At 60.7% G+C, this 22,790-nt stretch carries 22 protein-coding genes and 1 pseudogene; 9 read left to right on the top strand and 14 right to left on the bottom strand.

The window, feature by feature from the left end; genetic code table 11:
* Both FJ936_RS30135 and FJ936_RS30130 read right to left on the bottom strand, forming a co-directional pair.
* A partial coding sequence (locus FJ936_RS30135) for a class I SAM-dependent methyltransferase (protein ID WP_141907489.1) occupies positions 1-1,162 on the bottom strand: 1,162 nt, incomplete at its 3' end.
* Positions 1,159-1,341 (bottom strand): hypothetical protein, encoded by a 183-nt coding sequence (locus FJ936_RS30130; protein ID WP_141907488.1) that lies wholly within the window; start codon positions 1,339-1,341, stop codon positions 1,159-1,161. The genes FJ936_RS30135 and FJ936_RS30130, both read right to left, overlap by 4 nt.
* A gap of 224 nt (positions 1,342-1,565) precedes the next feature.
* Between FJ936_RS30130 and FJ936_RS30125 the strand changes: the two genes are divergently transcribed.
* Positions 1,566-2,126, top strand: coding sequence for a hypothetical protein (locus tag FJ936_RS30125; protein ID WP_141907487.1), 561 nt, complete (start codon positions 1,566-1,568; stop codon positions 2,124-2,126).
* 69 nt (positions 2,127-2,195) lie between these two features.
* On the opposite strand, the gene FJ936_RS30120 is transcribed toward FJ936_RS30125, so the two are convergent.
* Positions 2,196-2,759 carry a recombinase family protein gene (locus tag FJ936_RS30120; protein ID WP_141907486.1) on the bottom strand — a complete coding sequence of 188 codons (564 nt, stop codon included), beginning with the start codon at positions 2,757-2,759 and terminating at the stop codon, positions 2,196-2,198.
* A 199-nt stretch (positions 2,760-2,958) separates the two neighbouring features.
* Here FJ936_RS30120 and FJ936_RS30115 point away from each other — a divergent pair, with 199 nt between their 5' ends.
* The 5 genes from FJ936_RS30115 (at position 2,959) to FJ936_RS30095 (ending at position 9,600) form a co-directional block, all read left to right on the top strand.
* On the top strand, positions 2,959-3,636 hold the full coding sequence (locus tag FJ936_RS30115) for a hypothetical protein (RefSeq protein ID WP_141907485.1): 678 nt from the start codon (positions 2,959-2,961) through the stop codon (positions 3,634-3,636).
* Positions 3,637-3,682: 46 nt separating this feature from the next.
* Complete coding sequence (locus FJ936_RS30110) at positions 3,683-4,693, top strand: hypothetical protein (RefSeq protein WP_141907484.1); 1,011 nt, start codon at positions 3,683-3,685, stop codon at positions 4,691-4,693.
* Positions 4,694-4,936: 243 nt separating this feature from the next.
* Entirely contained in the window at positions 4,937-6,364 is a 1,428-nt protein-coding gene (locus FJ936_RS30105) for a HEPN domain-containing protein (RefSeq protein WP_141907483.1), read from the top strand.
* Positions 6,365-8,380: 2,016 nt separating this feature from the next.
* Entirely contained in the window at positions 8,381-9,274 is an 894-nt protein-coding gene (locus FJ936_RS30100) for a phage integrase N-terminal domain-containing protein (RefSeq protein ID WP_141907482.1), read from the top strand.
* A gap of 2 nt (positions 9,275-9,276) precedes the next feature.
* Positions 9,277-9,600: a hypothetical protein gene (locus FJ936_RS30095; RefSeq protein ID WP_141907481.1), complete on the top strand. Its 324-nt coding sequence runs from the start codon at positions 9,277-9,279 to the stop codon at positions 9,598-9,600.
* Between the two features lie 27 nt (positions 9,601-9,627).
* On the opposite strand, the gene FJ936_RS30090 is transcribed toward FJ936_RS30095, so the two are convergent.
* Together FJ936_RS30090 and FJ936_RS30085 are read right to left on the bottom strand one after the other, a co-directional pair.
* The gene (locus FJ936_RS30090; protein WP_141907480.1) at positions 9,628-10,050 is read right to left on the bottom strand and encodes a hypothetical protein; all 423 of its coding nucleotides are present in this window, start codon (positions 10,048-10,050) and stop codon (positions 9,628-9,630) included.
* 211 nt (positions 10,051-10,261) lie between these two features.
* Positions 10,262-11,164 (bottom strand): MobA/MobL family protein, encoded by a 903-nt coding sequence (locus FJ936_RS30085; RefSeq protein WP_181763212.1) that lies wholly within the window; start codon positions 11,162-11,164, stop codon positions 10,262-10,264.
* A gap of 217 nt (positions 11,165-11,381) precedes the next feature.
* Here FJ936_RS30085 and FJ936_RS30080 point away from each other — a divergent pair, with 217 nt between their 5' ends.
* Genes FJ936_RS30080 through FJ936_RS30070 form a run of 3 tightly spaced genes read left to right on the top strand, consistent with a single transcriptional unit; the run spans position 11,382 to position 15,666 of the window.
* Positions 11,382-12,389 carry a hypothetical protein gene (locus FJ936_RS30080; protein ID WP_141907478.1) on the top strand — a complete coding sequence of 336 codons (1,008 nt, stop codon included), beginning with the start codon at positions 11,382-11,384 and terminating at the stop codon, positions 12,387-12,389.
* On the top strand, positions 12,386-14,119 hold the full coding sequence (locus tag FJ936_RS30075) for a type IV secretory system conjugative DNA transfer family protein (RefSeq protein ID WP_141907477.1): 1,734 nt from the start codon (positions 12,386-12,388) through the stop codon (positions 14,117-14,119). Before FJ936_RS30080 ends, FJ936_RS30075 begins: the two co-directional genes overlap by 4 nt.
* Positions 14,119-15,666, top strand: coding sequence for a DUF4189 domain-containing protein (locus FJ936_RS30070; protein ID WP_141907476.1), 1,548 nt, complete (start codon positions 14,119-14,121; stop codon positions 15,664-15,666). Before FJ936_RS30075 ends, FJ936_RS30070 begins: the two co-directional genes overlap by 1 nt.
* Before the next feature lie 661 nt (positions 15,667-16,327).
* Here FJ936_RS30070 and FJ936_RS30065 read toward each other — a convergent pair.
* The 9 genes and pseudogenes from FJ936_RS30065 to FJ936_RS30690 form a co-directional block, all read right to left on the bottom strand.
* The gene (locus FJ936_RS30065; RefSeq protein ID WP_246680612.1) at positions 16,328-17,440 is read right to left on the bottom strand and encodes a hypothetical protein; all 1,113 of its coding nucleotides are present in this window, start codon (positions 17,438-17,440) and stop codon (positions 16,328-16,330) included.
* 312 nt (positions 17,441-17,752) lie between these two features.
* On the bottom strand, positions 17,753-18,022 hold the full coding sequence (locus FJ936_RS30060) for a hypothetical protein (RefSeq protein ID WP_141907475.1): 270 nt from the start codon (positions 18,020-18,022) through the stop codon (positions 17,753-17,755).
* A 4-nt stretch (positions 18,023-18,026) separates the two neighbouring features.
* A complete protein-coding gene (locus tag FJ936_RS30055; RefSeq protein WP_141907474.1) occupies positions 18,027-18,653 on the bottom strand; it encodes a ParA family protein in 627 nt (208 codons plus the stop codon).
* Between the two features lie 114 nt (positions 18,654-18,767).
* Positions 18,768-19,025: a hypothetical protein gene (locus tag FJ936_RS30050; protein ID WP_141907473.1), complete on the bottom strand. Its 258-nt coding sequence runs from the start codon at positions 19,023-19,025 to the stop codon at positions 18,768-18,770.
* A 534-nt stretch (positions 19,026-19,559) separates the two neighbouring features.
* Entirely contained in the window at positions 19,560-20,219 is a 660-nt protein-coding gene (locus tag FJ936_RS30045) for a DNA methyltransferase (protein WP_141907472.1), read from the bottom strand.
* Entirely contained in the window at positions 20,216-20,431 is a 216-nt protein-coding gene (locus FJ936_RS30040) for a hypothetical protein (RefSeq protein ID WP_141907471.1), read from the bottom strand. The genes FJ936_RS30045 and FJ936_RS30040 overlap by 4 nt, the downstream gene beginning before the upstream one ends.
* Before the next feature lie 368 nt (positions 20,432-20,799).
* A complete protein-coding gene (locus FJ936_RS30035; protein WP_141907470.1) occupies positions 20,800-21,291 on the bottom strand; it encodes a hypothetical protein in 492 nt (163 codons plus the stop codon).
* Positions 21,292-21,375: 84 nt separating this feature from the next.
* Entirely contained in the window at positions 21,376-22,302 is a 927-nt protein-coding gene (locus tag FJ936_RS30030) for a XamI family restriction endonuclease (RefSeq protein WP_141907469.1), read from the bottom strand.
* Positions 22,226-22,790, bottom strand: a pseudogene (locus tag FJ936_RS30690) (hypothetical protein); the annotation flags it as partial. The pseudogene FJ936_RS30690 and the gene FJ936_RS30030, both read right to left, overlap by 77 nt.

The raw sequence follows: 22,790 nt of genomic DNA, 5'->3' as shown, positions 1-22,790 counted from the left end.
GGAGCGCGGCCGGGGAATGCAGGGTTACGCCGGCCGTGATGAGGTCGCGCGCCCGTGTCACCGTGGCTTTGAGGTAGCGCGATGGCACCCCTGCCATGGCGGGGTTTTCAATCCAGGTGCCGTTACTGCCGGTCACTTGGCCCCGATGCACGCGAAACAGTTCTCCGAGTTCAATCATCCCCGGCTCGTGGGCAGGATCTCCGCGCACAATCCCCGACCAGCGGCGCGCTTGGCTCAGCTCGGCCCAGTCGACCCCACGGCCGGCGGAGAGGGGAGCGAGGTCGGTCAGACTGTCGGCCGTCCGCACTGTCAATTCATTCGGCCGGTTGCCGACACGAAAGCAGGTGATGGCGCCGGTTGCCATGGCATCGGCGAAGGGCTGCGCCTCGGGGTTGATGACATGCAGCGCCGAACCGCCCAAACCGTCAGCCAGCATTTCCCGCAGGACTGAACCATAGTTCACGTCCAGCCATTCGGCGGCTGTGATAAACGTGCCGAAGTCGCCAGGGCGGGCCAGCTCGCGGGTTTTCAAAAAGAAATGGATATGCAGGCCGGCCAGTTTGCTGGCCTTGAAGCCCTGGGCAGCGGCATTTTGCGCGAACCAGGTTTTCCATTGCTCCGTAATATCGTGGTGCCGGACGTAGGGCGGATTGCCGATGTAGAGCGTTGCCCCCTCGATGCGAGGGAGCTTCACCGCACGATAATCCTTGAGCTGAATGGTCAGCCGGTTGGCAAATCCCAGCACCTGGGCATTGGCGCGCAAAAGCAGGCAGGCGAGGGGATCAAGTTCGATCGCCACCAAGGCCGCTTCGGGAAATCTCGTCGCGGCGGCCGCCAGATAGCGGCCCGACCCAGCGCCCGGGTCGACGATGCGGGCCGGGGCGGCCGGTTCACCGGCCGCCCAACCCACCATCGCGTCGACGATCGACGGCGGCGTGTAAGTCGCGCCCATCGGGCGGCGCACATCAGGGCTTCGTAGCTCGCAGAACGCCTCGCCCAAAGGGTCATGTCCCGCGAGGATCAATCCGCGCGTGACGGCCATCGATTTCGCGGATGGGGCAGACGCGCCGACCGCTAGGTTGCGCTCCTGCAACGTGAGCTTGCGCTGGCCGCCTATCAGCGCCAATGCCAATCCGACAAGGGCACGCTCGGTGCGGATCATCGTGGGGGCTTTTGATTATCCGGTTGCTGGTTGTAGAGCTGCCATATCTCTTCAAATAGCTTTTTCAAGGAAATTCCGCGCCGGCCGGCCTCGGCCTTGACGTCTCCTGCCATCTTTGGTGACAAGCTGAAACCGACGATGCGGCGGACATGGGAACGTTGTTCTGGTGATTTGGCCATGGCGGCAGGATGTCGACATGTCGACAGCTCGTCAAGGGGTGCGCGGCGATATCATGCTAAAATCCTGATGGCTACAACCGTGCAGTAGCACGGGCAGTGTGGCCGTCCGCAGCCAAAGGCCTAGGGGCCTTTCGTGAAAAGTCCTGATTGCGGTCTCTAGCAAATAGTTTCCGATTGCATAGAATTCCGCTCCTGGCACTTGGCCACGGCAAAGGGGAACATCAATGCATCGCTATTTTCTATTCATGTTAATTTCCGTTTTCTCATGCGGAATTGTCATGCCTGCCGTTGCCGCAAGCAATGAAGGCGAGCTGTTGGCGGCTTTCGTTCTTCTCGGAGCCGATTACCGCGATAAAGGGCCTGACCAGTCGTTTACAGGCAACCGTCTCACCAATGTGAGCCAAGACCCGCTGGTGTTTCATGTCAAAAGCGGTGACACGACAATCACTATCTCAGGGATGAACTGCCGCTATGTGACGGTGGAAGATATAAAAGACCCTGGCTCTGACCACGCGGCCAATAAAGTTGTTACCGTCTTTGACTTCAATAAACTGCGCAATCCTAAGCTAGAAGATGGTGGCTTAGGGTCTTGGAACCTGACCGGTTTCGGCCCCGAATTCGAATGCTCAAATTATTCCCGTGGGGATAAGCACTGGAAGGCTTGCCGTACGCCAATCACCGGTGACCGTCCGGATTTGATTCGGAGGGACCTTAATGGAGGCGCTGAGGGCCAGGACGTGCGCCAAGCCTTCGGGGATTTTTTCTCACGCATTTGCCGGAAATGAGACTGGCAATGGGTCGGAGACACGCCTGCCAGTCGATGGGATAGAGCCAACGGCGGTGGGGTGGCATGGCTAATCAGCCCTCAACCGCGAAATGGTCATGTGACTGACATTAAAAGAGCGGGCGATAGCGGTGTTGGGTTCGCCGCTGGCCTTCCGGTCCATCGCCTCGGCTCGCTGTGCCGCCGTGAGCTTCGGCCGGCGGCCCATGCGCTTCTTCGACCGGGCGCGGCCCTCGGCCGTGCGCGTCGCGATCATCTCCCGTTCGACCTCGGCGAAACCCGACAGGATGGCGAGATACATGCGGCCACTGCTGGTCGTGGTATCGGCAAGGGGCTGTGACAGGTCGCGGAAGTTGGCGCCGGCGTCGACGATGTGGCTGACGATGCGGAACATCTGGAAAATCGACCGGGCGAGGCGGTCGGTCCGCGTCACCATCACCAGGTCGCCGGGCTGCAGGCCCTTCATCATCCGCGCCAGCTCCTTGCGGTCGTCACGCGCACCGCTGGCCTTCTCCTGAAAAATGATGCTGCAGCCGGCGGCCGTCAGCTGCTCGAGCTGCGCCTCGAGCGACTGGCCGACGGTCGAGACTCGGGCGTAGCCGATGAGGCGTTTGGGGGCGGGGGTTGTGTTCATGATTTATGTGCATGGTAACCCGTTGTTCGGGCTACAGCAAGCGCATTGCACATAATTCTTGAATTTTGCACCGGACAATAGGGTGGGGATAACTCGCCAGGCCCCTGTTTCCGTTGCGGGTTCCTGATATGTTCCGAAACAGGGGATGATTCGGTCTTACTGGTAACAAGAGCACCTAACCTTCAGAAAGAGCCAGGGAATGCTGACGGCCCCCTCCCGCCACATCCGCGCACGTCAAACCCGTGAATTGCTCCGCGCTGCACGCCATTCTTGGCGGGTCGGTCGGCCGATAAACTGGCAGGTCGTCATCGACTTCGGCTGGCCCGAACAAGGTGAAGAGTTTCGACCGTCGCGCCAGTTCCGCGACATCCGCCGCCGTTTCTGTTCCTGGTGGGACTACAAGCGCAAGCAGGACCTTGTCGACGGCAGCATCTGCGACCTCGCCATATGGGAGGCACCAGGCGGCAAGCATCACGTCAACTGGCTGCTGAGCATCCCTGAGCACATGCAAGCAGAGGCCCAGGCCATCATCGAGAAGCGCATGAAAAAGGTCCTCGGCGACCAGCCAGACGACACCATGCACCAACAGGCGGTCTATAACCTCAACGGCGACATGTTCTACCTGCTGAAGGGAGCGGAGCCGGAGTACGCGCGCAAACTCAACATCAAGCCCGAAGACCAAGGCACTATCTGGTTTCGGCGTGCTGTGCCGTCCATGTCGTTGGGGCGCACCGCGCGCGAGCGCGATTGGGCCGCTGGCCGCATCGTGAACGGGCAACGGACGCGAGGCCTGCAATTGCCTCGTGAAAAGCGCGTCCTCGACGCCACGGCGCCTCGAGCAGCGCGGCCCTTGACCGGGGGCGCCACGCCCTCGTAAACGACGGGGGCAGGGGAAATACTGCTAAATATATATAAGAGGGGAGATGGCGGAGCGGTCTCAAGAGGACAGACACGACCTCGCGCGACGCCGTATTATGCTCGTCCTGCAAAAGCAGGTCGTCGCCAACGCCCGGACCCTTGAGCAAAAGATTTCCGACGCCGGCCCCTTCGGAATGCGCATCGACCCGCACGTCCTGACGCCGGCGCGCAACGAATTGATACAGGAAGGCCTTGTGCAGGCCACTGACAAGGCCGGCAACACCTGGTTTCACTTGGCCAACACCCCGGCGGCGGTCGTCACGAAACGCCTCGATGAGCTGGCCGACCTTTTCCTGAAATTCCAGGCCAACAACCTACCAGGCCGCTATGGTCAGACGCTCGAGATAGCGACGTTCCATGCACTCTCCGAAGTGCCGAATCTGGAGTTTTTTGGGCGGTTTCCAGACCTCCACAAGCACGATGACAGCAAGGCTTACACCAAAGTCGAGCCCCCAAATCATATCGGCACGCTCGTCCTGCCAGGTCATCGCTCGCTCGACTTCCTGGTCCTGCACCCCGACGCCGGATTTCTCGGCATCGAATGCAAAAATGTGCGCGAGTGGATGTATCCGAACCGTGAGGAAATCAGGGAATTGCTGTTGAAGTCCACCGTCCTCGGCTGCGTTCCGGTCTTCATTGCCCGGCGCATCCCGTTTGTCACTTTCAAGCTGCTCAACACGGCCGGGGTGCTTATCCACCAGACCTACAATCAGCTCATGCCGGAAACTGCGACAGAAATTGTCAGCGTCGTGCGGCACAAGGATATGCTTGGCTACCATGACATCCGCCTGGGCAGTAAGCCGGACGCCCGGCTCCTCAAGTTCATCACCACCGATATGATGAACGTGGCGGCCGAAGCTCGTGAGAAATTCGAGCTGTACAAGGACCTGTTGGCCGCCTTTGGCTCGGGCGAGATACCTTATTACGTCTTTGCCGCCAAGGTTCGCCGGCGTTCTAAGGGCCAAAACGAGGACAACGATTGGCCCGCAGAGGAGGAGCCGGACCTGTTCGATTGAACGGCGCCGGCAAAGGTGAGGGGATGGTCATGGTATTCTTTGGCACGCTGGCGTTCATTGCAGTCGCTATCAGCCTGCCGCTCGCAGCGATGTATCGTAAGCGGCCTCGGCCCCCGTGTTCGGCGCTCTGAAAGGCCATAAATGACCGACTCAGCGAGACGCCGATTCATTGACTCGTGAATCCAAATGGCTGGGAAACGTTTATATGCATATCGGTTTCCCCAGCACAAAGGTGAACGCCCAATGACTATCCCTTATGGCCTTCAGGACACTTTTTCAGAAGAAGGATTGTGGTGGCTGAAGGGCAATGAAAATAAGCCGGAAGCTGGCACCCTAACTTTTGAGCCTTCTAACGGCGCCACTCTTAGAATTTTTGGCTCGCTACAAGAGGTCTCATCGCCTTTTTCAATTCTTGTTGACGGTATCGACCAGGCAAATATTTTTGGCATAACTAGAAACGGAAAGCCGGTCACGCTTATAAAAGCGATCAATAAACAACGACAAATCAACGCACCTGGATTTGCCGTCGAGACCTGGGATACGGGTTTACTCATCATCGGCGTGCACATTGATAGCGAAACCGACGACGAGATTTTTACAAAATGCTATTTTCGTTTTGAAAAGCTGGAAGAGTGGCTGGAAAGTCGGCTTTTTTCGTTTGAATTTGCTGATGATAGCGTCACGGTCACGGCGTCCGTGCCGCGCGGCAGTAACCTGGCGTCTCATATAGATTTCGACTTAAGCTCAATCGGCGCAGCATATCGGTCAAACAAATCTGTAACGCATTCTGAAATCAATGCGTTCCGAAACCTTGCTATCGTTCCCAGAGCGGCACGCTCTCTTAAATGGCTCATGGCCAAGGCGACGCGAATTCAAGACCTGGCGTCGCTATGTACCGGCCATTTCTTGCCCTTAACGCACCTGGAACTATCAGCGCCGGCAGAAGACCTGACCGAAGAGCACCCCAGACCTCGTCTCGCACGTGTTTACGCGCAGCTGACACGCCAGCACGCAGGCCAACGTCCATCGCACGAACCCCCACTGATTTCCGCGAACGAATTGTTCGAAGCCAATCCCGCCGCGCTTCAGCTTTGGTTTGACCAGTACGAGATTTTCAACCCGGCGATCGGCCTATTCTTCACGATCAGCAGCGCGAAAGACATGACAGTAAATGTGCGTTTTCTTCTAGCAATTCAGGCGCTCGAGGTCTTTCACCGTCGCACTACCAAAGCCGAACTGATGCCAGCAGATGCATTCGCTCCGTTGGTAAAGACGTTAGTTGATGCAATCCCAGCAGCCGCGACCGTCGCCATGCGTGAGAAATTAAAGGGAACATACGCGTTCATAAACGAGCCTAGCCTGGCTCAACGGCTACGATCAATCGTCGCTGATCTTTCAATTGACCTTGGCGGTCCACCTCCGGCTTTCCCTAAATCTTATCAGCGTAAGCTTGTCGAAACCCGCAATTATTACACGCATTTTACAGAAACCCTTCAGGCAACGGCTTTGGATGGGCGTGGCATGTACTGGGCGAGCCGCAGGCTTATCCTTCTTCTGACATTTCTATTTCTGCGGCGGCTAGGCATCTCTGCAAAAGCACTTTTGCCCCTGCTCGAACGTCATCGGGAGTTCGCAAAATTATGGAAAGACGCGGAAGTACCCCAATTCTAGAGGTGCCGCCGCGAGCCGGCGCCTTTGCCTATACCTTTAGCAAAGTCCCCCAGGGGACTTGCCTCCCGGCGAGGGTGGGGTAGCAAGGGCAGGGGATCAGCGCGGCGGGCGCAGTCGGATCTGGCGCAACGCGCCTTCCGGCGAGCCTCGGGAACCGCGCCCCTTGCCCACGCGAGGGCAACGCCCTTAGCCTCCTATCCTACTGAAATATCTTGACAAATCAAGATAAACGTGTCATACTATAGGTGAGGAAGGTAGGTTTTATCTACCCTTCTTATGATTCGTTGGCGATGACCCATGTCATCAATCGGCAATTTCCGCCGTCCATCCTTCGCTTCAATTTTTTTCAAAAAAAATGTCATTTTTAGCCAAGTCTGGCTGCGTCGATGTCTAAATACTTCGCAGTCACCAAGGCTGTTTAAAACACAGAGGAATAAAAATACATATGAGAATTACCGTTAATAGAGCCTATATCGTTATTGCGGCGGCCTACATCTTTGCGATTATTACACACAATTATTATGCACTACCGCTTATATACACCATTTTGGCGTTCTATCACTGAGGATTATGGGGGGAGAAATCCCCCCAAATCCCATCCACAGAGCGGCGAATTCAATTCGAACCGCCTAATTAGCTTATCCGGTCAAACCGGCCGCTACGATTGCCAGAATTGCTGCAAACGTAGGTTCTGCCACTCCTGTGGCTGTGCACCAAGGCCGAACCCTGGCGGGGCTGAAGCTCGCGGCGGACTTCCGCTTTAAAAGCCTGCCACGTCATGCCCTTAGGGCGTTCAAGCCGCAATGTCGTTTTGTGCTGTCTGATAACGCTAGCGTTAATGCCGCGCCTGGTGAAACGCTGAGCTGCCAGGAGAACATTGTCCCCTCGGCAGCGGTTCAATTCAACAACGTAGACGAACATCTGGGTTCCTTTCTCTGAGAAAGAGGCCCAGCATTGAATTGCCGCGACCTCACCTACGCGGAGCGTAGGATTGGCGGCGGCAGTCGGTTGAGTCCGGCTGGCAGCTTGGGCATTTAGCCCAGCGTCTCTTGATGCCTATAGAGGCATCGACCCGTTAAACGCGAACCTAGTAGTTGCGTTCGACGGGTCAAGGGCGGGAAATCAAAAATTTTGAGCTGCGAAAGCGCCCGTTGCCGGCGAAGCCGGTGTTTGGGCAGGGATTGCGTAGCGCGCAATCAAACAGCGCCGTAGCGAAGCCATCCCTGCCTCACGGCCGCCACCAGCGGCCGTGGCGGGGTGTGGGGTGCAACCCCCTGGGCGCTAGCGCCCATGCCAGGGTGCGGGGTCGGCCAGACCCTGCTGGCGCGGCTGGGCGGTCAAAGGCCCTAAGCACGCCACGGGCAGGAACGCCAAAAGCGGGCCTGCCGGCGATTACAGGGGTGCTGAAATCGCCACACCAAGGCAGCAACGCAGCCCTGTCACTACCGCAGCGCAGGTAGTGACAGGGCATCGCAAGGGCTACCTACCCCAGCTGGCCCTCACGGAAACCGGCGCTCACCGCCAATGCTAGGCGCAAACAGTCGCCATGTCAGCCACGGGCCGCGCGGCCGGGCATAAGTGCCTGGCGAGTGCCACGCGGGCACTCGTCGGATTCGACACAGCGACATCTGGGCCACAGCGCCCCCAACATTTGAGAAAGGAACCCTGACAATGCAAACACAACGCGACAGCATGGCAAGACCATGCAGCAAACCCAGCGGCGAGGGGAGGCCCCCGCCTAAATGCACAGCAACAATAACGAAGCATCGCACGGCCCTACGGGCACGGCACTGGATGAGCCCACGGAGGCAACCAAACACGGAGGAAACTCGACGCAGCGCCGAATGACAAGGCGGCCTGCGGGCCGCGCAACCTCGAACACGAATTGGAGACACATGGGACCGGGAAAGTACGTTTAGCTAACCGAAATGCCGACCCTCGGGAGCCTCACGGCTCCATCGGCCGCCCCGCCTGGCGGGAGCCGCATGGTCATTAAAACTCACCGAAAGAACGACGATGAAAGAGCTGCACTTTGACCTGATGAACCTGACCCGCCACAGCGGGGAGGGGTCATTTTCCACCAAGGCGTGCCGCGCTCGGGGCCTGCAACAGCTTGCCGACGAGCTGCACGCCCTGGGCTTCAAGTTGAAGGCGGCAAAGAACCTCGCCCCCAAGCATGTCGATAGGCTGGTGGCGAGCTGGAAGGCGGGCGGTATCGTCGACGCCACCATACGCAATCGCCTGGGCTGGCTGCGGTGGTGGGCTGAGAAGGCCGGCAAAGCCGGCATGATTCCGGCCGACAATGCCCATTATGGGCTGGAAGAACGCACCCGTGGCGGCGCCGATCGCGCGCAAGCGCTCGATGCCGGCACGTTAGCGAAGATTGGCGATCGCAAGGTTGAGCTGGCGCTCAAACTGCAAGCCGCCTTCGGTCTACGCCGCGAGGAAGCCTTGAAGATGCGGCCGGTGCTGGCCGACCGGGGCGCGCGCCTCATACTGCAAGCGAGCTGGACGAAGGGTGGTCGCTACCGCGAGATCCCGCTGACCCATCCGAAGCAACGGGCGTTGCTGGATGAGGTGCGCGCAGAGTGCGGCGACGGGAGCCTGATCGGCGACGGCCGCAATTACATCCAGGCCGTCAAGAATTACGAAAACAAGACGCTGCGGGCCGGTTGCCGGAATCCGCACAAGCACCGCCACGCCTATGCCCAATGGCGCTACAAGGTGCTGACCGGCTGGGCCTGCCCGAAAAAAGGCGGCCCGACGGTCGACCAGATGAGCCGCGCCGACGCGGCGCGCGATCGGGCCGCACGGCTGGAAATCTCGCATGAGCTGGGCCACGGCCGGCTCGATGTGACCGACACCTACCTCGGCCGCCGCTACGCGGCCGGCGTGAAGCGGGCGGCCTAGCCATGACCGACTCTCGCAAAATGGCGCTGGCTAGTAAATTGATCGGCACGCGGGAGCTGGCCGAACGGGCACGGCAAGACACGGCAGCACGGCTGTTTGGCATTGACCAGGTGAGCCAGGCCATCACCGTAATGGCGTCGAAGGGCTTCGACACGTTGACCGTCGCCCCGGACGCACCCCTTGACCTCCGCAACACGACGACGGCGAAAGAAACCGTCACCTTGCTGAGGGATGCCGGGTTTACGGTGGACTGGCAGAAGCGCCAGCCCCGGCCGGACGAACCGGAAATTTGGGTGATGGCGGTGAGCTGGCGCCCAAAAACCTAGCGGATCGCTGGTCGAGTCAGATACCGGCTACCTGTTGGGCCCACCCTTGTCCCGGCCTCCCCCCGGAGTGAAGTCCATCTCCTCGCCATGAAGCGCCTTACGCAGATTCTCGACCTTTTGTTCAAGGTCAACAACGCCCTTTACCTTGCCTGGAAGGCCCTTGGCTACATCTGCGGCCACCGCGCGCTTGTCGCCCGCTCCCCACGTCAGAAAGCTCGAGGAGCCGAGATGGCCGTTTTTCGCACCGAAATAAGCCGGGTCCTGCTCCAGCTTCTTCATTAGCGCGCCCTCGCCCTTGCTCTTATAGAAATCAGCAATGCCGTCAAACGCCCTCTGGGGATTGTCGTAGATCTTCTCAAGTCCGCGCCCCATATCGGCCCGCGCCTCCGCCAAACTGGCTTTCGTACTAACTAATCTCTGCCTAATAATTTCTCTTTCATCTTTGCTCATTTTAGTTGACAGCCCCTCTGGCACGATTCACGATTTTGGCATGGCTTTACATATTCATCACTTTGGCGGACTTTTTTACTATACTTGTATTCATATTCGCCGCTTTTCATGCAGTTTCTTCCTGCCCGCCGGGCATCGTTGGGTTCGGCCCCTGGAACAAAAGCGTATCGACCCGACCAGGATGAAGTCCATTACCGGCTACGACGTCTAGTTAGCGCTCGCGACCCCCGCCTCGTCCGCGCTCGTCGCGCGATCCGGTGATGTCCCTCCCGTCCTCGCTATACTGCAATACAGCGTTCAGCCTTTTCAACTCCATGATGTCGCGCCTGTAAGCATCGCGGTCGATGGCTTCCCAATATTCCGCTTCGCGCCTCTCGACGCGGCTATCCAGGTAGTTGGCGTGCCGGATGTCGACGTTCTCCTCTAGCCGTAACTTCCCCCGGTCGAGCGTGGGATAGTCGACCCGCCGCTGCCGAGTTCGGGCCTGACAATTGTTGCGGATCATCCTCGGCCGCGACTGGAGCCGCTTGTTGTCTCGCACCAGCTGGCGCGATCTCACCCCAACATGGATAGTCGGCCGCCGCCTGATGCCTTGCGCCTCAAGTGTCCGCCGGTCGATCCGCTCCTTGCGATTGGCTTGCGCCAAGGCCGCATTGGCGTGGTGTTCCCACAACCTACGGAGGCGCTCGGTACTGCCCTTCTCAGAGGTTCCGAAGACCCTGACGCCGCTCTTCACGTCTCGGTCACAGACGATAAGGTGGCAGTGGGGATTGACTGAGTCCTTGCCCTTCTCGTGGAAGGCGGCAAACCACACAGCCCGCCCGGCCGTTACATCTTCTGCAAAGGCGCGGACCAGCGCGACGCGCTGCTCAGCAGTCAGTTCTCGTGGCAGGGCCAGCATCAGCTTGTCAGCGACACGCCCGTTCTTCCTGACCTTGTCTTCCTGATGGCGGAGGTAAGCAGTGACCCTGTCCTTGTCGTCAGGGCAACGCCCCGACGCTGTCTGTGAGAGAGCGCTTTTCCGCGTGATGTAAGAGGCATGTGCACCCGCCGTATAAGGCTGTGCTTGCGTCGATTTCCCAATCGAACTGTGGTGCAAGCTGTAGATCGCCACGCGTCCCCCGGCCGGGTTTGCTTGCAAACCCATAAGTGCGCACTAGCTACGGAAATTAACAGCCCTCCAAGGAAACGCAACCCCTGCCCGGGCCGCCGCGATTTCTGCAGCGCCTCGGTGTGAAAACGCGACCCCGAACATCGCCTGGCCTTGACGGACGGGCGCCCACGTGCCGGTATGCGGTGGGGAAAACACGGGGTGTAAGGTGGGGACATTCTTGGTTGGGATGCTCGTCGGAGCATTCGCGTTCTTGGCAACGGCAGTCCGGTTCAAGTGGATTAGCCTGAAAGATCTGTACCGGCGCTTCTTCCCGAAGCCACCCGAACCCGAGCCGCAACCCGCGCCGATCATCATCGAGCCGGAAATCGTCGAGGTCGAGGTCCCGCCGCTCCCTCCGAACTACGGCAACATCCGCCCCAAGCTCGGCGAGGAGGTGGATCCGATAGAGTTCGGCCCCGAGATCCATGAATTTCCTGAACACCTCCCGCCGGCGACGCGGTACGAGGATTTCAATCGGCGATTGTTCTTTTGGGAAGTCGGAAATGCCAGTTCGCACAGCGTGCTGACGGAAACAACACTCGACGATTTTCCGACTCGGCTACCCCCGATGACGGACGCCAATCTGCGGACACTAATCCAGGAGCAGCTGAGGCCACGCTATCCCGTCATCCTCGACCACTTCGGTTGGTGGGGAGCCGCTTCGATTCAGTTGGAAATGCAGCCCGACTATACGGACGCGATCGTCGAAGCCTATCTTGCAATTCCCGAGGCCGAACGGCCCGTGGTGATCACGCGAAGCCCCTTTGCGAAAGATGGTCCCCTCACCTTCTTCCGTTATGGCTTCGAGCCTTGGTCGATCGATCGCACCCCATTCAGCATCTACCCGAAGGAGTTGCTTACCTACCTGCTGGCCGGCCTGCGTGGCTCCCGGGAGGACTGGCTGTGGATGTCGATCGCCCGCATGCGTCATGCCGTGATCCATGACGCGAAGCGGGTGCAGGCGGAGGAGGAGGAACGCAAATTCCTGGAATCTGAAATCAAGCGCGTCGAGATCGAAGCCAAGCACGGTGGAAACGCCTGGCGCACTCTGTGGGGTTTGCGGCCGCAGATGCCCGGCACCATGCTGCCCGACAACGTAGCCGAAGAGACCGCCTCCCGGGAGGTCACAGCCAAACCGGCGACCGCCCCTGCTGACACGTCGAAGGCCAAGGAGACATCGGCGTGATCGGCTCGCTCGTTAGCGCGCGCGCCGCAGACCATGTAGAGCTGTGGCGATCCTACTGGTCGACCGTCTGGCATCGCCCAGTGGCATGGTCGAGTCAAAGGCTTTCCTGCTTCGTCACGGCCACTCAAGGCCGGCGCGACATCAACTACAGCGGTGATCCCTTGGTCACCGATTATCCTCGTGGCCGGCGCCCTTTCCTCGGGGTTCTCACCAATTCGGCCGGCTCAGAGCCTTCGCCCGAAAGCGGCATCGTCGAGTACAACGATGATGGCCACCTGCTTACCATAGCCCCCACGCGCGCCGGCAAAGGTACGGCGCAGATTGTCACCAATCTCCTGCTCTACGCCGGCAGCTGCCTGGTCATGGACATTAAGAATGAGAATTTTGCCCTCACACAGCGGCATCGTTCCACATTCTACGAGGGAGCGCGCGTCCTCAAATTTGCGCCGTTTGCCGACGATAGCCACCGGTACAATCCGCTGGATTTCATCCGCGTTAACGCGAACGGCAGTCCGTCCTCGCTGACGTTTGACGATACGCGCCTTCTTGCCGAAATGCTGATCCCCTCCCGCCCTGGCGAGGAGTTTTGGGACATTGAGGCGCGCGGCCTCTTGACGATGATCCTGTTCTACGTCGCCACGGCTCACCTGCCGGGAGATCCGTCCCGCACGATGCGAACCGTCATCAAACTGCTTTTCCCAGCCATGACCAGCGACGACAAGTCGCCGATAGACCGGTCCGTAGGCGAGATCCGGCTTCATGCCGTCGAAATGCTAGATGAAATTCTGGAGGCGATGGTCACGCAGTTCTATGAGCATGAGCAGAAAGTCCGTGCGGGCATCCTCTCGACCTGCCGCTCCGGCATGGCAATCTGGCTTTCGCCACGACTCCAGCGCATTACCTCGGCCAGTGACTTCAAGTTCTCTGACCTGAAGCGCTCCATGTGCCGGCCGCCCGAGGACAACCCCGCACCGACGACGCTTTACGTTGTCATTCCTCCGGAGTTTCTGCGCGAGTACCGCAGCGTGCTCCGCATGGTTGTCGGGCTCGCGTCAGTCGAACTGACCCGTCCCTCCGACTGGACCGACGAAGTCCATCTCAAGGCCGGCTGGCTTGAAAAGCCCCCCTGCCCTGTCCTGTTCCTCCTCGATGAGTTTCCGTCATTGGGCTACATGCCGCCAATCGAACAGGGCATCGCTTATCTGGCGGGCTACGGCGTGCAGATCTGGACGTTCGCCCAAAGCATCGGCCAGCTCCGCGAGATCTACAAGGAGAACTGGTCGACCTTCGTATCCAATGCGGGCGCCTCGACCTACTTCGGCATGACCGACCCCGAGCTTTGCGAATTCCTTTCACAGCAGCTCGGCAATACAGAGGAATGGGCCCACCGCTATCAGACCTCCTCGACGACAGAGGGCACGTCGTTCTCGACAAGCTCCAGCCGCGGCTACAACCGGTCGACGACGTATGGCGATTCCAGCGGAGGGGGATCCTCGGGCACCAGCTGGGCCGACAACGACAGCTCTTCCTCCGGTGACAACAGTTCGACCACGGTTTCCGAACAGGTCCGGTTCAAGAAAGATCCCGTCGCCCTTGGTAGCGAGATCCGCGCCCTGCCCGCTGGGGTCCAGCTGATCCTCATGCGTAATCGTAGGCCGGTGCTGGCAAGCCTCATGCACTTCCACGAATTCGGCCTGTTTGAATCTCTTTATGACCGGTGGGGTGGCTGATGGGAGTCGACATTGAAATCAGCGACCTAGGCGGTGCGGCGATCCGGCTCGAAGGCCAGGTGCTTGCCAGCAAGTCGGTTAGGCTCTCCATCAATGACCGCAAGACGCGCAGTTTCCTGACACCGTCGGGCTGGTCGCATACGCGGAAAACCCTTGTCGAGGGTAAAGCCCTTGAAGGGGCCGCGTCGTTCACATTGGCGCCTGACGCGGTGGCGTTGATCAAGCCTGGTGCCCGGCTGGTCTTCGAGGACGTGTTTTTAGGCTTCCGCCAGGAGGCTGTCTGGCCGGAGGCCATCCAATCCCCCGCGCCTGTCGCCCTTTCCACTCCTGAAGAGACGCTTTCTATGCCCGATTTCGAGCGTGAAATCGGGCAAGCCCTGGTGGTCGATAGCGGGCCTGCCATACCCCCTGCCTCCGAGGTTTCGCCAGTTGCAGCCAGTATGGCCGTAGGAACGCGAAACTGGTGGTCTCTCGCCGGCGCGGCCGCCGGCGGGCTTTTTCTCGGTATGATCGTCGTGTGGCCGTTCTCTCGGGGCGACGCCGTGAAGCCATCCGAAGGTATCGGGATGGCTGTTGCCACCGTTGCACCCGCTTCGGAGGAATTGAAGGCACGAATCAGTGACCTTGAGTCCCGTCTTGCGGTTGCCCAAGAGGCCGCGAGGGCGCGAGTGGCCCCGTCTGCGAGCGGCTCGTCACCTGCCCTCTCCGCTTCGGCTGATCCAGGCGCCACGATAATTTCCGACGCGCTGCGTGCGCAAGTCGGAGATCTCACCACCAAGGTGGCTACCCTAGTTTCACAAAGGGATGACCTGCGGAACACGATGCTCGATCTCAGGCGCCAGCTGTCTCAAGTCACAAACCGGACTCCCTCCGAGACAAGGGATTTGCTGCTGAAGCTCGATGCCGCTAACGCCGACCGCACCCGGCTCTCGGCGAAGCTTGCCGAGTTGCAAGACCAGGCGGCCGCCCAGCCGCAGATAGCGTCCCTGACCGATCAGCTGTCCAAGATGACGGCCGATCGCGACGAGATGATCCACCGGAATGACGAATTGCGGGACATGAATCTAGAGCTCAAGGGACAGATCGCCAAACAGGACATGGCCCGTGTCGACCTCGACAAGCAGCTCCAGGACCTCCAGAGCAAGGTGGCCAGCCTCACCTCGAATGGCACCGACGATCAAAGTGCTTACGAATTGCCGGTTGTGCGTCCAATGCCATCGGGTGCGCGGGGCGTTTATGGAGCGTTCGCTACGGCAGGAAACGGCGTAGTCATCCTCAGTGAACGGGGTTTCGCAACGCCGCAGGACGCAAGTGCCGACGTCATGACGACTTGCGCCAACTTCAGTGCGGGAACCCGCTGCGAGGTAGCCAAGGTTTTCCACAACACGTGCGCCGCAGTTGCCCGTGTCATTCCGACTTCAACGCAATCCCGCTACGCTTTGGAGTTTGGGACAACGCCCGACGACGCCCACGACATGGCCCTTTCCGAGTGCTACCAGCGCACCGGAAAGCCGTGCGACGTGACACGCCTGGTCTGTGTCCAGTGAGGCGCCACCCAAACCGGAGGCGGTCACTTGACCGCCTCACATATACTGCACGGAACGCGCTCAATGCTCCCTCCGCCCGTTCTGGGCAGGGTTCATGAGATAGTTGACCCCCAATCCTTGTCCTCTCCGAAAGTGGTTTTAAAGCCCGCTAAGGTTGCCCCTGCCCTTTCATTGCCCCAGCGGCCGTTGTTCAGCTGAGGTCAGGATGGGGGGCACCAGGGCTGCCGGCTTCTTTTGGGGCGTCACTTCCGCACCGGCCTAGCCGCAAAAAGGTGCGCCCTTCTTTGGCGCAATCCTTTTTGTCGGCGGCGTGAAAAGTCGCCAGCGTCTCTAAGAAAGGTCTTTTATATATCTATAAAGAAGGTCTATATAGGTGAAATTCTGTTTCAAATTCAGTTTGTTAGCATATAGTTTTGGGGCGTCACTTCCCAAAATCTGGGGCGTCACTTCCGCCTTTTGGGGCGAGAGTTACGAATTTTTGGGGCGTCACTTCCGAATCACCTTTGGCATGAAAACGCATCAAAAGCGGCTGTAAACAGCCAATTTGGGGCGTTGATTCCCATAAACGGCGCATTTCCGCCCTTTCTGACTGGTCGAAGTATTAGCTTTTTGGGGCGTTGGTTCCGTCGAAAAATCAATGCCTTATGCGAAAACAGCCGGCCTAGCGGTCTGAAAGCCCCGGCACCCCCTGGGGGTCGTGGCCGGCCTGCGGAAGATCTGGAGCCCCCTGGGCGATAAGGTCCATTTCCAGCTGGCGCGGCGAGGCATGGGTGTAATGGTAGCGCCGGCCCTTGTTGCGGCCGAAGCCGGTGACTTCCTCGCGCCAGTCGGTCAGGCCGCCCGCCTGCTTCATGTCGTTGAACGCCTCGCGGCATTCCTTGCGGAACTGCGCGCGATCGGCGCTGGTCGTGTCCTCGGCCCAAATTATCCGGCCGGTGAGCTGCGCCAGCCGGATCTCGTCGATGTAGGTAAAATTCGGCTGGCTGTCGATGAACGGCCAGAAGGTCTTGGCGTGGTCGGAGTTGAGCCGGAATTGCACATCGGCGTTGATGCTCACCAGATGCGCCTTTTCGATCATTTCCAGCACCGTGGAGCCGTAGCGCACGGTTATGCCGCTATCCAGCTGGGCGCCGTCCCACATCAGCTCTGTAATCATCGGAGAAGCGACGCCGCGCGTGTCGGCCAGCATGGAATTGGCCCTCGCCTTGCGGATTTTCTCCAGCTCCTCGATCGAGCGGCCTTGGTGAATGAGCAAACTGACTTGCTGAATTTCTTGGAAAATATGCAGCATACTCAAGAGGTTGTTGACGTGTTCGGTGCGCCCCATGGTCTTGAGGATCTCGCGCCAGGTGGTGCGTGTCTCGTAGTAGGTCGTGGTCGGCACGATGAGCGTCCCCGGCCGATAGGCGGGGTTTGGGATGGTCACGCGGGTGCGTGGCAATCGGAATAGGGCATAGATGGCATCGCGGTGCTGGCTCCCAAGCTCCCTGCCCCGCACTTCGACCACGGAATAGCCTGGCACCTCGTAGACGCGGACAAAGTTGCTGTCGGTGATGAGGCCCTTGCGACGCGGCGCGAAGGCGGACGTGCGGGCGAGTTTCGCCGGCATGATGGCGGGTTGTTTACGGCCGCGCCGGTTCTGCAAGGAGCGCGTCTTGCGTTCGAGGCGCGCCAGCTCCTCCTCGGAAAGCGGCCGCTTGGACGCCTGGACAATGGCGATGCGGTTGGCCTTCTTTTGCTGCTTGCGGCTTGGCGGGGGTGTGGAATCGGCCATAAAACGTCCTTTTGTCCTTCCACGGTAGCGCACAACGGGAATCAACGCACCAAAAACCGGAGCAGACGCCCCAAATTTGGTCAAGCCCCTGTGCGATTTTTGCCGCGTCGATAGGCAGCTCGGCCGGAATCGGCCTTCTGTCCCCTTATTGCAGATGGGGACTAGCCCCCCTGCCCCACTGGCGAAGTGTGGGGTTGGGCGGGGCAAGGAAACACCACGGCGGCCGCAGCGCAAGCGAGGCTCGGGAACCGTGGCCTTGCCCCGGTAAGGGGCGACGCCCCTGCTCTTGGCGCATAGCGTGTACGCTATGCGCTATCGCGCATGGCCATTGCGCTCTAGCCACTCCCTGATGGCCTGTGCAGCGATGTCGCTGTAGCGCTTGCCCTTGTCGAGCGCGATAAGCTTGATGGTTCTGACTTCCTGCTCGGTCAGGTAGACATTGAGCTTGTGGTATTTCTTGTCCGGCTCGGCGGCGGTTGTCACCAGCTGGCGGACGTTGGACTGCGCCGGCGCCTGGTCTGGCTGTGGCGGGACCGCCTGGGCGGCGGGCGCGAATCCGGCAAGGGATGGTCGCTTGGTCATGGGCTTAGGCTTTCTGTTTCAGTTTGGTAGCAATCCAGCCCCACAGGGAGCGGATTTCCTCGGCGGCCTTGCCGCCGGGGTTGAACTCAGTCACCCCCTGCCCTGCCCCCAAGGCGTCTTGGTGGTCGTTGCGCTGGGCTATGGGCGGCTCGGCCAGCACGCCGAGCATGCGCAGGCCTGCGGCCGCCTCGCCCAAGCGGCCGCTGCGCACCGGCGCCTGCGACAGGACGAAGGCAAACCGCCGGCGCGTCGCCTGGATGGCGGAAAGGGTCGGCTGGGTCGCTTCGAGGTCGGCCGGCGTCGGCCGCGCCGGGACGAGGCACAGGTCGGCCACACGGATGGCGGCCGTCACCAGCGGGCTGTCGGTGCCGGCCGTGTCGAGGATGGCCACCGTAAAATGCTGCTGGGCGAGCGTCGCCAAGGCGGCGTCGAGCTGGGATTCGGAGGCAATGGTGTCGAAGCCGGGCGTCTCGGCCGTGCGCCGGTCAATCCAGCGGGCCAATGTGCCCTGCCGGTCGAGATCCAGCAGGAAAACACGTTCCCCGGCCTGCTCGGCCGCGACGGCCAGGTTGGCGGCCAGCGAGCTTTTGCCGCTGCCGCCCTTCTGCGTAACGAAGGTGACTGTTTTCATGGGGCCACTCTATACCCCAGCCCGCGCGCGCGACAAGGTATGCGCTATAAGCTATACGCGAAAGCGCGTGCGCTGTGCCTTACGCGCCACAGCGCGTAGCGCATAGCGTATACGTCACAACTCGGTAAAGTCGGCGTTGAAGCGCCTGACCAGCTCGCAGGCCTTGGCGCTGGCCAGCTGGTAGGCGTCGAGCGGGAAGTCGTGGTCTTCCACTTCGTCAATGTCATCGCCACTGGCCGCCATAACCCAAACTGACCAGAAATGGTCGGTTAGAGGATGCTCGGTCGCGTCGATAAGGCCCTGCGAGCCGTCCGGGTAGTGGCCCATGCGGGCGATAAAGACTTCGTAGCTGACGGCGGTCTGTGTGGTCATGTTCGGTTCTTCCTTGGTGTTGCCGCCGCGATCTCGCGCCGGTTCGGCCAGGACACGGGGCCGCGTGCCGCCGGCCGGGACGGCCGGGCCAGGGGTCAATCGGCAACACGGGAGCGCAGCGAATGGAGCGGGCGGCCGGTTGATGCCGGCAGGTGCGGCCCACGACGGCCGGCAACCGGGCGAGGGGCAGCCAACCGGGAAGTGCCGAAATGTACAACACGCCATAGCGCGTACGTTATAGCGCATAGCGCAAGAGCCAGACCGGCAACGGCCAGTCAAGGGCTTCGCAAGCGACCGGGGGCCGCCCTTGACAGGCCTAGGCCGGCCCGGCAGGGGCTTGGGAACACAAAAGGCCGGAAGTGGCCTTTCGTGCCCAGCCGCTACCGGCACCTCGTATTCCACGGCCGGGATTATCAGTCATTTTGCGGCATCGACAGGCGGGGCGGTTTGAGGCGCCAAACGGGGCCAAAAGCGCCCCGGACGGCGGCAAAGCCGCCGCAGGGTGGACGTGTCGCATGCGCTAGAGCGTATGCGCTATGCGCTATTTGAGGAATGGAGCCGCATTCCGGCTGTGAAGGCGTGGCGGGCATCGAGGTCGAAGCCCAGGCAATGCCGGCCGGAGGCCTGCGCCGCCACCAGCGTGGAGCCGGAGCCGCAGAACGCGTCAAGCACCAGGTCGCCCGGCCGGGAGAGGCTTTCGATGAGCATTTGCAGGGGCCGGATAGGCTTTTGCGTGGGATGGAGCCGGTTGCCGGTGTAGTCCCATGGCAGCACGTCGGGCAGGGGCCGGCGCGGGCAGGGCGGGCGGCCCTTGGCCAGCAGGTAGGCCTGCTCGTGGTGATGGGCGAGGTGCCGGCGGGATGAGGCGTAGGGCTTGGTAAAGACCAGGTGCCCGACGATGTGGAAACCTGCGCCACGCCAGGCCGCCATGAAGCGGTCGACCTGATTCCAGCCGTAGAAGCTGACGCAATAGCCGCCGTCCTTCAGGACGCGGTGCATCTGCGCGAACGCCGGCGCAAGCCAGTCGGCGTTGTCGTCATTGGCGACAGTGCGGCCGTGCCGGTCGCGGTAGCTGACCAGGTAGGGCGGGTCGGTCAGGATGAAATCCACCGATCCTGCCGGCAGGCGCTGCATGGCCTCGATGCAGTCGCAATGCACGGCCCTGTGGCCCTGGAGACGAAGGGGGGCGCTCATCGCGCCCGGCCTTCTTGCTGGCTGCTCTGCTGTGGCTTCAGCTTGCGGATGCTCACGCGGCCGTCGATCGGCAGGGCGGTGAGTTGGATGTTAAAGCCGTCGCCGTCTTTGTGCGGCCAGGCTGCACCAACCTTGGTCCAGTAGGCGTTGTCGCCTTCGCCCTCGACGATGTAGACGCCGTGGCTGGGGCGGTTTTTGTTTTCGGTGGTCATGTGGATCTCTCCCTTTGGTTTCGCCGGCGCGACCATCGCGTCCGGTTCGGGGACGCCAGTGGGACGGGTTCTGACGGCCGGAACGGCCGGGCCGGTGTCAACGGCCACTCGGGAGCGCAGCGAATTGGAGCGGGCATGCCGATTGATACCGGCAGCACCAGGCACAACAGCCACCGACAACCGGCTGCATGAGCGCGACGCCAAAGGGAGCCACGGCCACCAACGGCAAACCGCCGCCAGGGCGGCAGGGGAGGGGGTAGGAGATAACACCACAAGAGGGGTGCGCGACGCATGACGGCGGGTGAAACCATCGGCCCGCTGCCACGGGTCAAGGCCAACGAGTTGAAGGCTGATGCTACAGGGGAGAGCTAAGCCGACATGGCCGATTCCGTGACCTGGAACAGCACGTCAAGGAAGGGCAGGGCGAGCCTGGCTTGGTGCGCCTCGGCGGCCGGATAGGTGACGACGCGGCGCCGGTTGCGCACCTCCACCGGCCGGCGCGCCAGCTCGGCCAACGGCACCCAGCGGTGCAGCTCGGCGTCGTCGCCGTCGACGCACACGAAATAGAGGGTGAGGTGGAACATGCGGGCGAAACAGGCCAGCCTTTCGACTTCGGCCAGCTCGAACACCAGTTTGCCACGGTAAACGCTCTTGGCCTTCACGTCGAAGGCAAGCAAGCCAATGTGAGGCAGGCCCACCAGGTAATCCGGGCGCTTGATGCGGCCCTTGAGGCCGGCGGGAACGGTAAAGGGCGACTGCTCGACGTACATATAGGCTACGCCGGAGCTGTCCAGCCAAGCTGCAAAGGCGGCCTCGGCGAGGGCGCCCTTGGCTTTAAGTTCTGCGGAAAGGGTGAACATGCCGGCAGTTTGCGGCGCTCTCGGTCTCCCGGCAATTCAGCCGGCGCCGATCGTCGCCGGCGGTGTGACCTTTTCGGCGCTAACTTAAGCCCCTGGCTGGCCCAGGAAGTCCGCAAGGTCGTTTAGGCGGTGCTGCCAAAAAAGGTAGACGCCCCCTTGGTTCTGCACCTGCAAGAGGTTTGCTGGCAAAAAAACGCCGCTCAACACCGCGCAAGGAATAACCTGCGCCTGGCCGAGCTGCTGATACCAATGCGCGGCCTTGCCGCCAGTGTCGTGCACCACGCGTTTGTAAGAGTTAACGCTGGAATTTGACACTTTGCACTCAATCGCCATGACGCGGCCGCTGTGCAAACGGGCCACCACGTCGGCGCGGGTCCCAGCAATGCGACTCTCGCCGCAAAATTCGCCGGGAGCCGGCGCGGCAGTCAATATCGGAATATCTCGTCGAGGGACTTCCGACATGCCGAAGGCGGTAAGGGTGGCCTTTACAGCTGCTTCCTGGGTTTCCTTGGAAGTAGTGCGACGCTGAGTTTCTACCTCGCGGGCGGCTGCCAGGGCTGCTGACGCTATGACTGCCCGTTCAGTCTCCTCGATGGTGGGGAGACGCCCGGGCGGCACCATCCACGGGAACCGGTGCGGATCAATGATGCCTAGAATCGTATCCCGCACGCGCTTGGCGCCTGCGGCGTCGGTTTTTAGCACCTTGGGAGCAAGCGTCGTGTCGGCGACTGCCTTGAGGTCATCTTCCGAGATTGGCGGGGCCGTGAGATACCGAAACGCCTTGCGCTGGTTCCTTCCCGTGACCAAGGCGGCGATTTCGCCAGCGTCAACCGGATCTCCGCTTAATGCCGGTAGTCTCTGAATAGTGTCACGGAATATAGCCGCGAAGGTCGTGAAGAACTGATTGTAGAGATCGAGCGGCTCCGCAATCCGCTCAACGCGGAATTGACCTTTCGCCACGGTTGCGTCGGCTAGCAGTTGAGCGCTTGTCCAGCGAATCGGCATATTCATGGATTTTATCTAACGCTGGAATACGCAGCCGCTCAAGTTCACGCGGCTCAAACTTGACCAATCCCCCAGCATAAATCCGCCCGCCGTCGGTCGTGATGGCGGTACGGAGATAGCCCAAGATGGCTTTCAACTGTGCCTCGGTTAGTATTTCGCGCGGATAAAGCCCATGGGCGATGTTCAAATGGCGGGCGTCTGCCGCATTGCGTACGAATGTCGGCGCGCTGCGAGCCATGTAGGTGCAGAGGATCGGGGCCGGGTCGCGCAACTGGACGGCCCACCATGCGCGGCGATGGCTGGCAACATATCCGGCATGCGCGTCGTGGGCCTTGGCCCACGACAGGAAGCGCTGCACGGCGCGCCGCTCGGCAGCGGTCAGCTCGTCAAGATCGGACGGCAGATCCAGCACGCGGCGGAGCGCGGCCGGGGAATGCAGGGTTACGCCGGCCGTGATGAGGTCGCGCGCCCGTGTCACCGTGGCTTTGAGGTAG

Origin of the sequence: Mesorhizobium sp. B2-4-13 (genome assembly GCF_006658535.1) — a bacterium.
Taxonomy (GTDB): domain Bacteria; phylum Pseudomonadota; class Alphaproteobacteria; order Rhizobiales; family Rhizobiaceae; genus Mesorhizobium; species Mesorhizobium australicum.
This window is presented reverse-complemented; position numbering and strand designations above follow the sequence as displayed.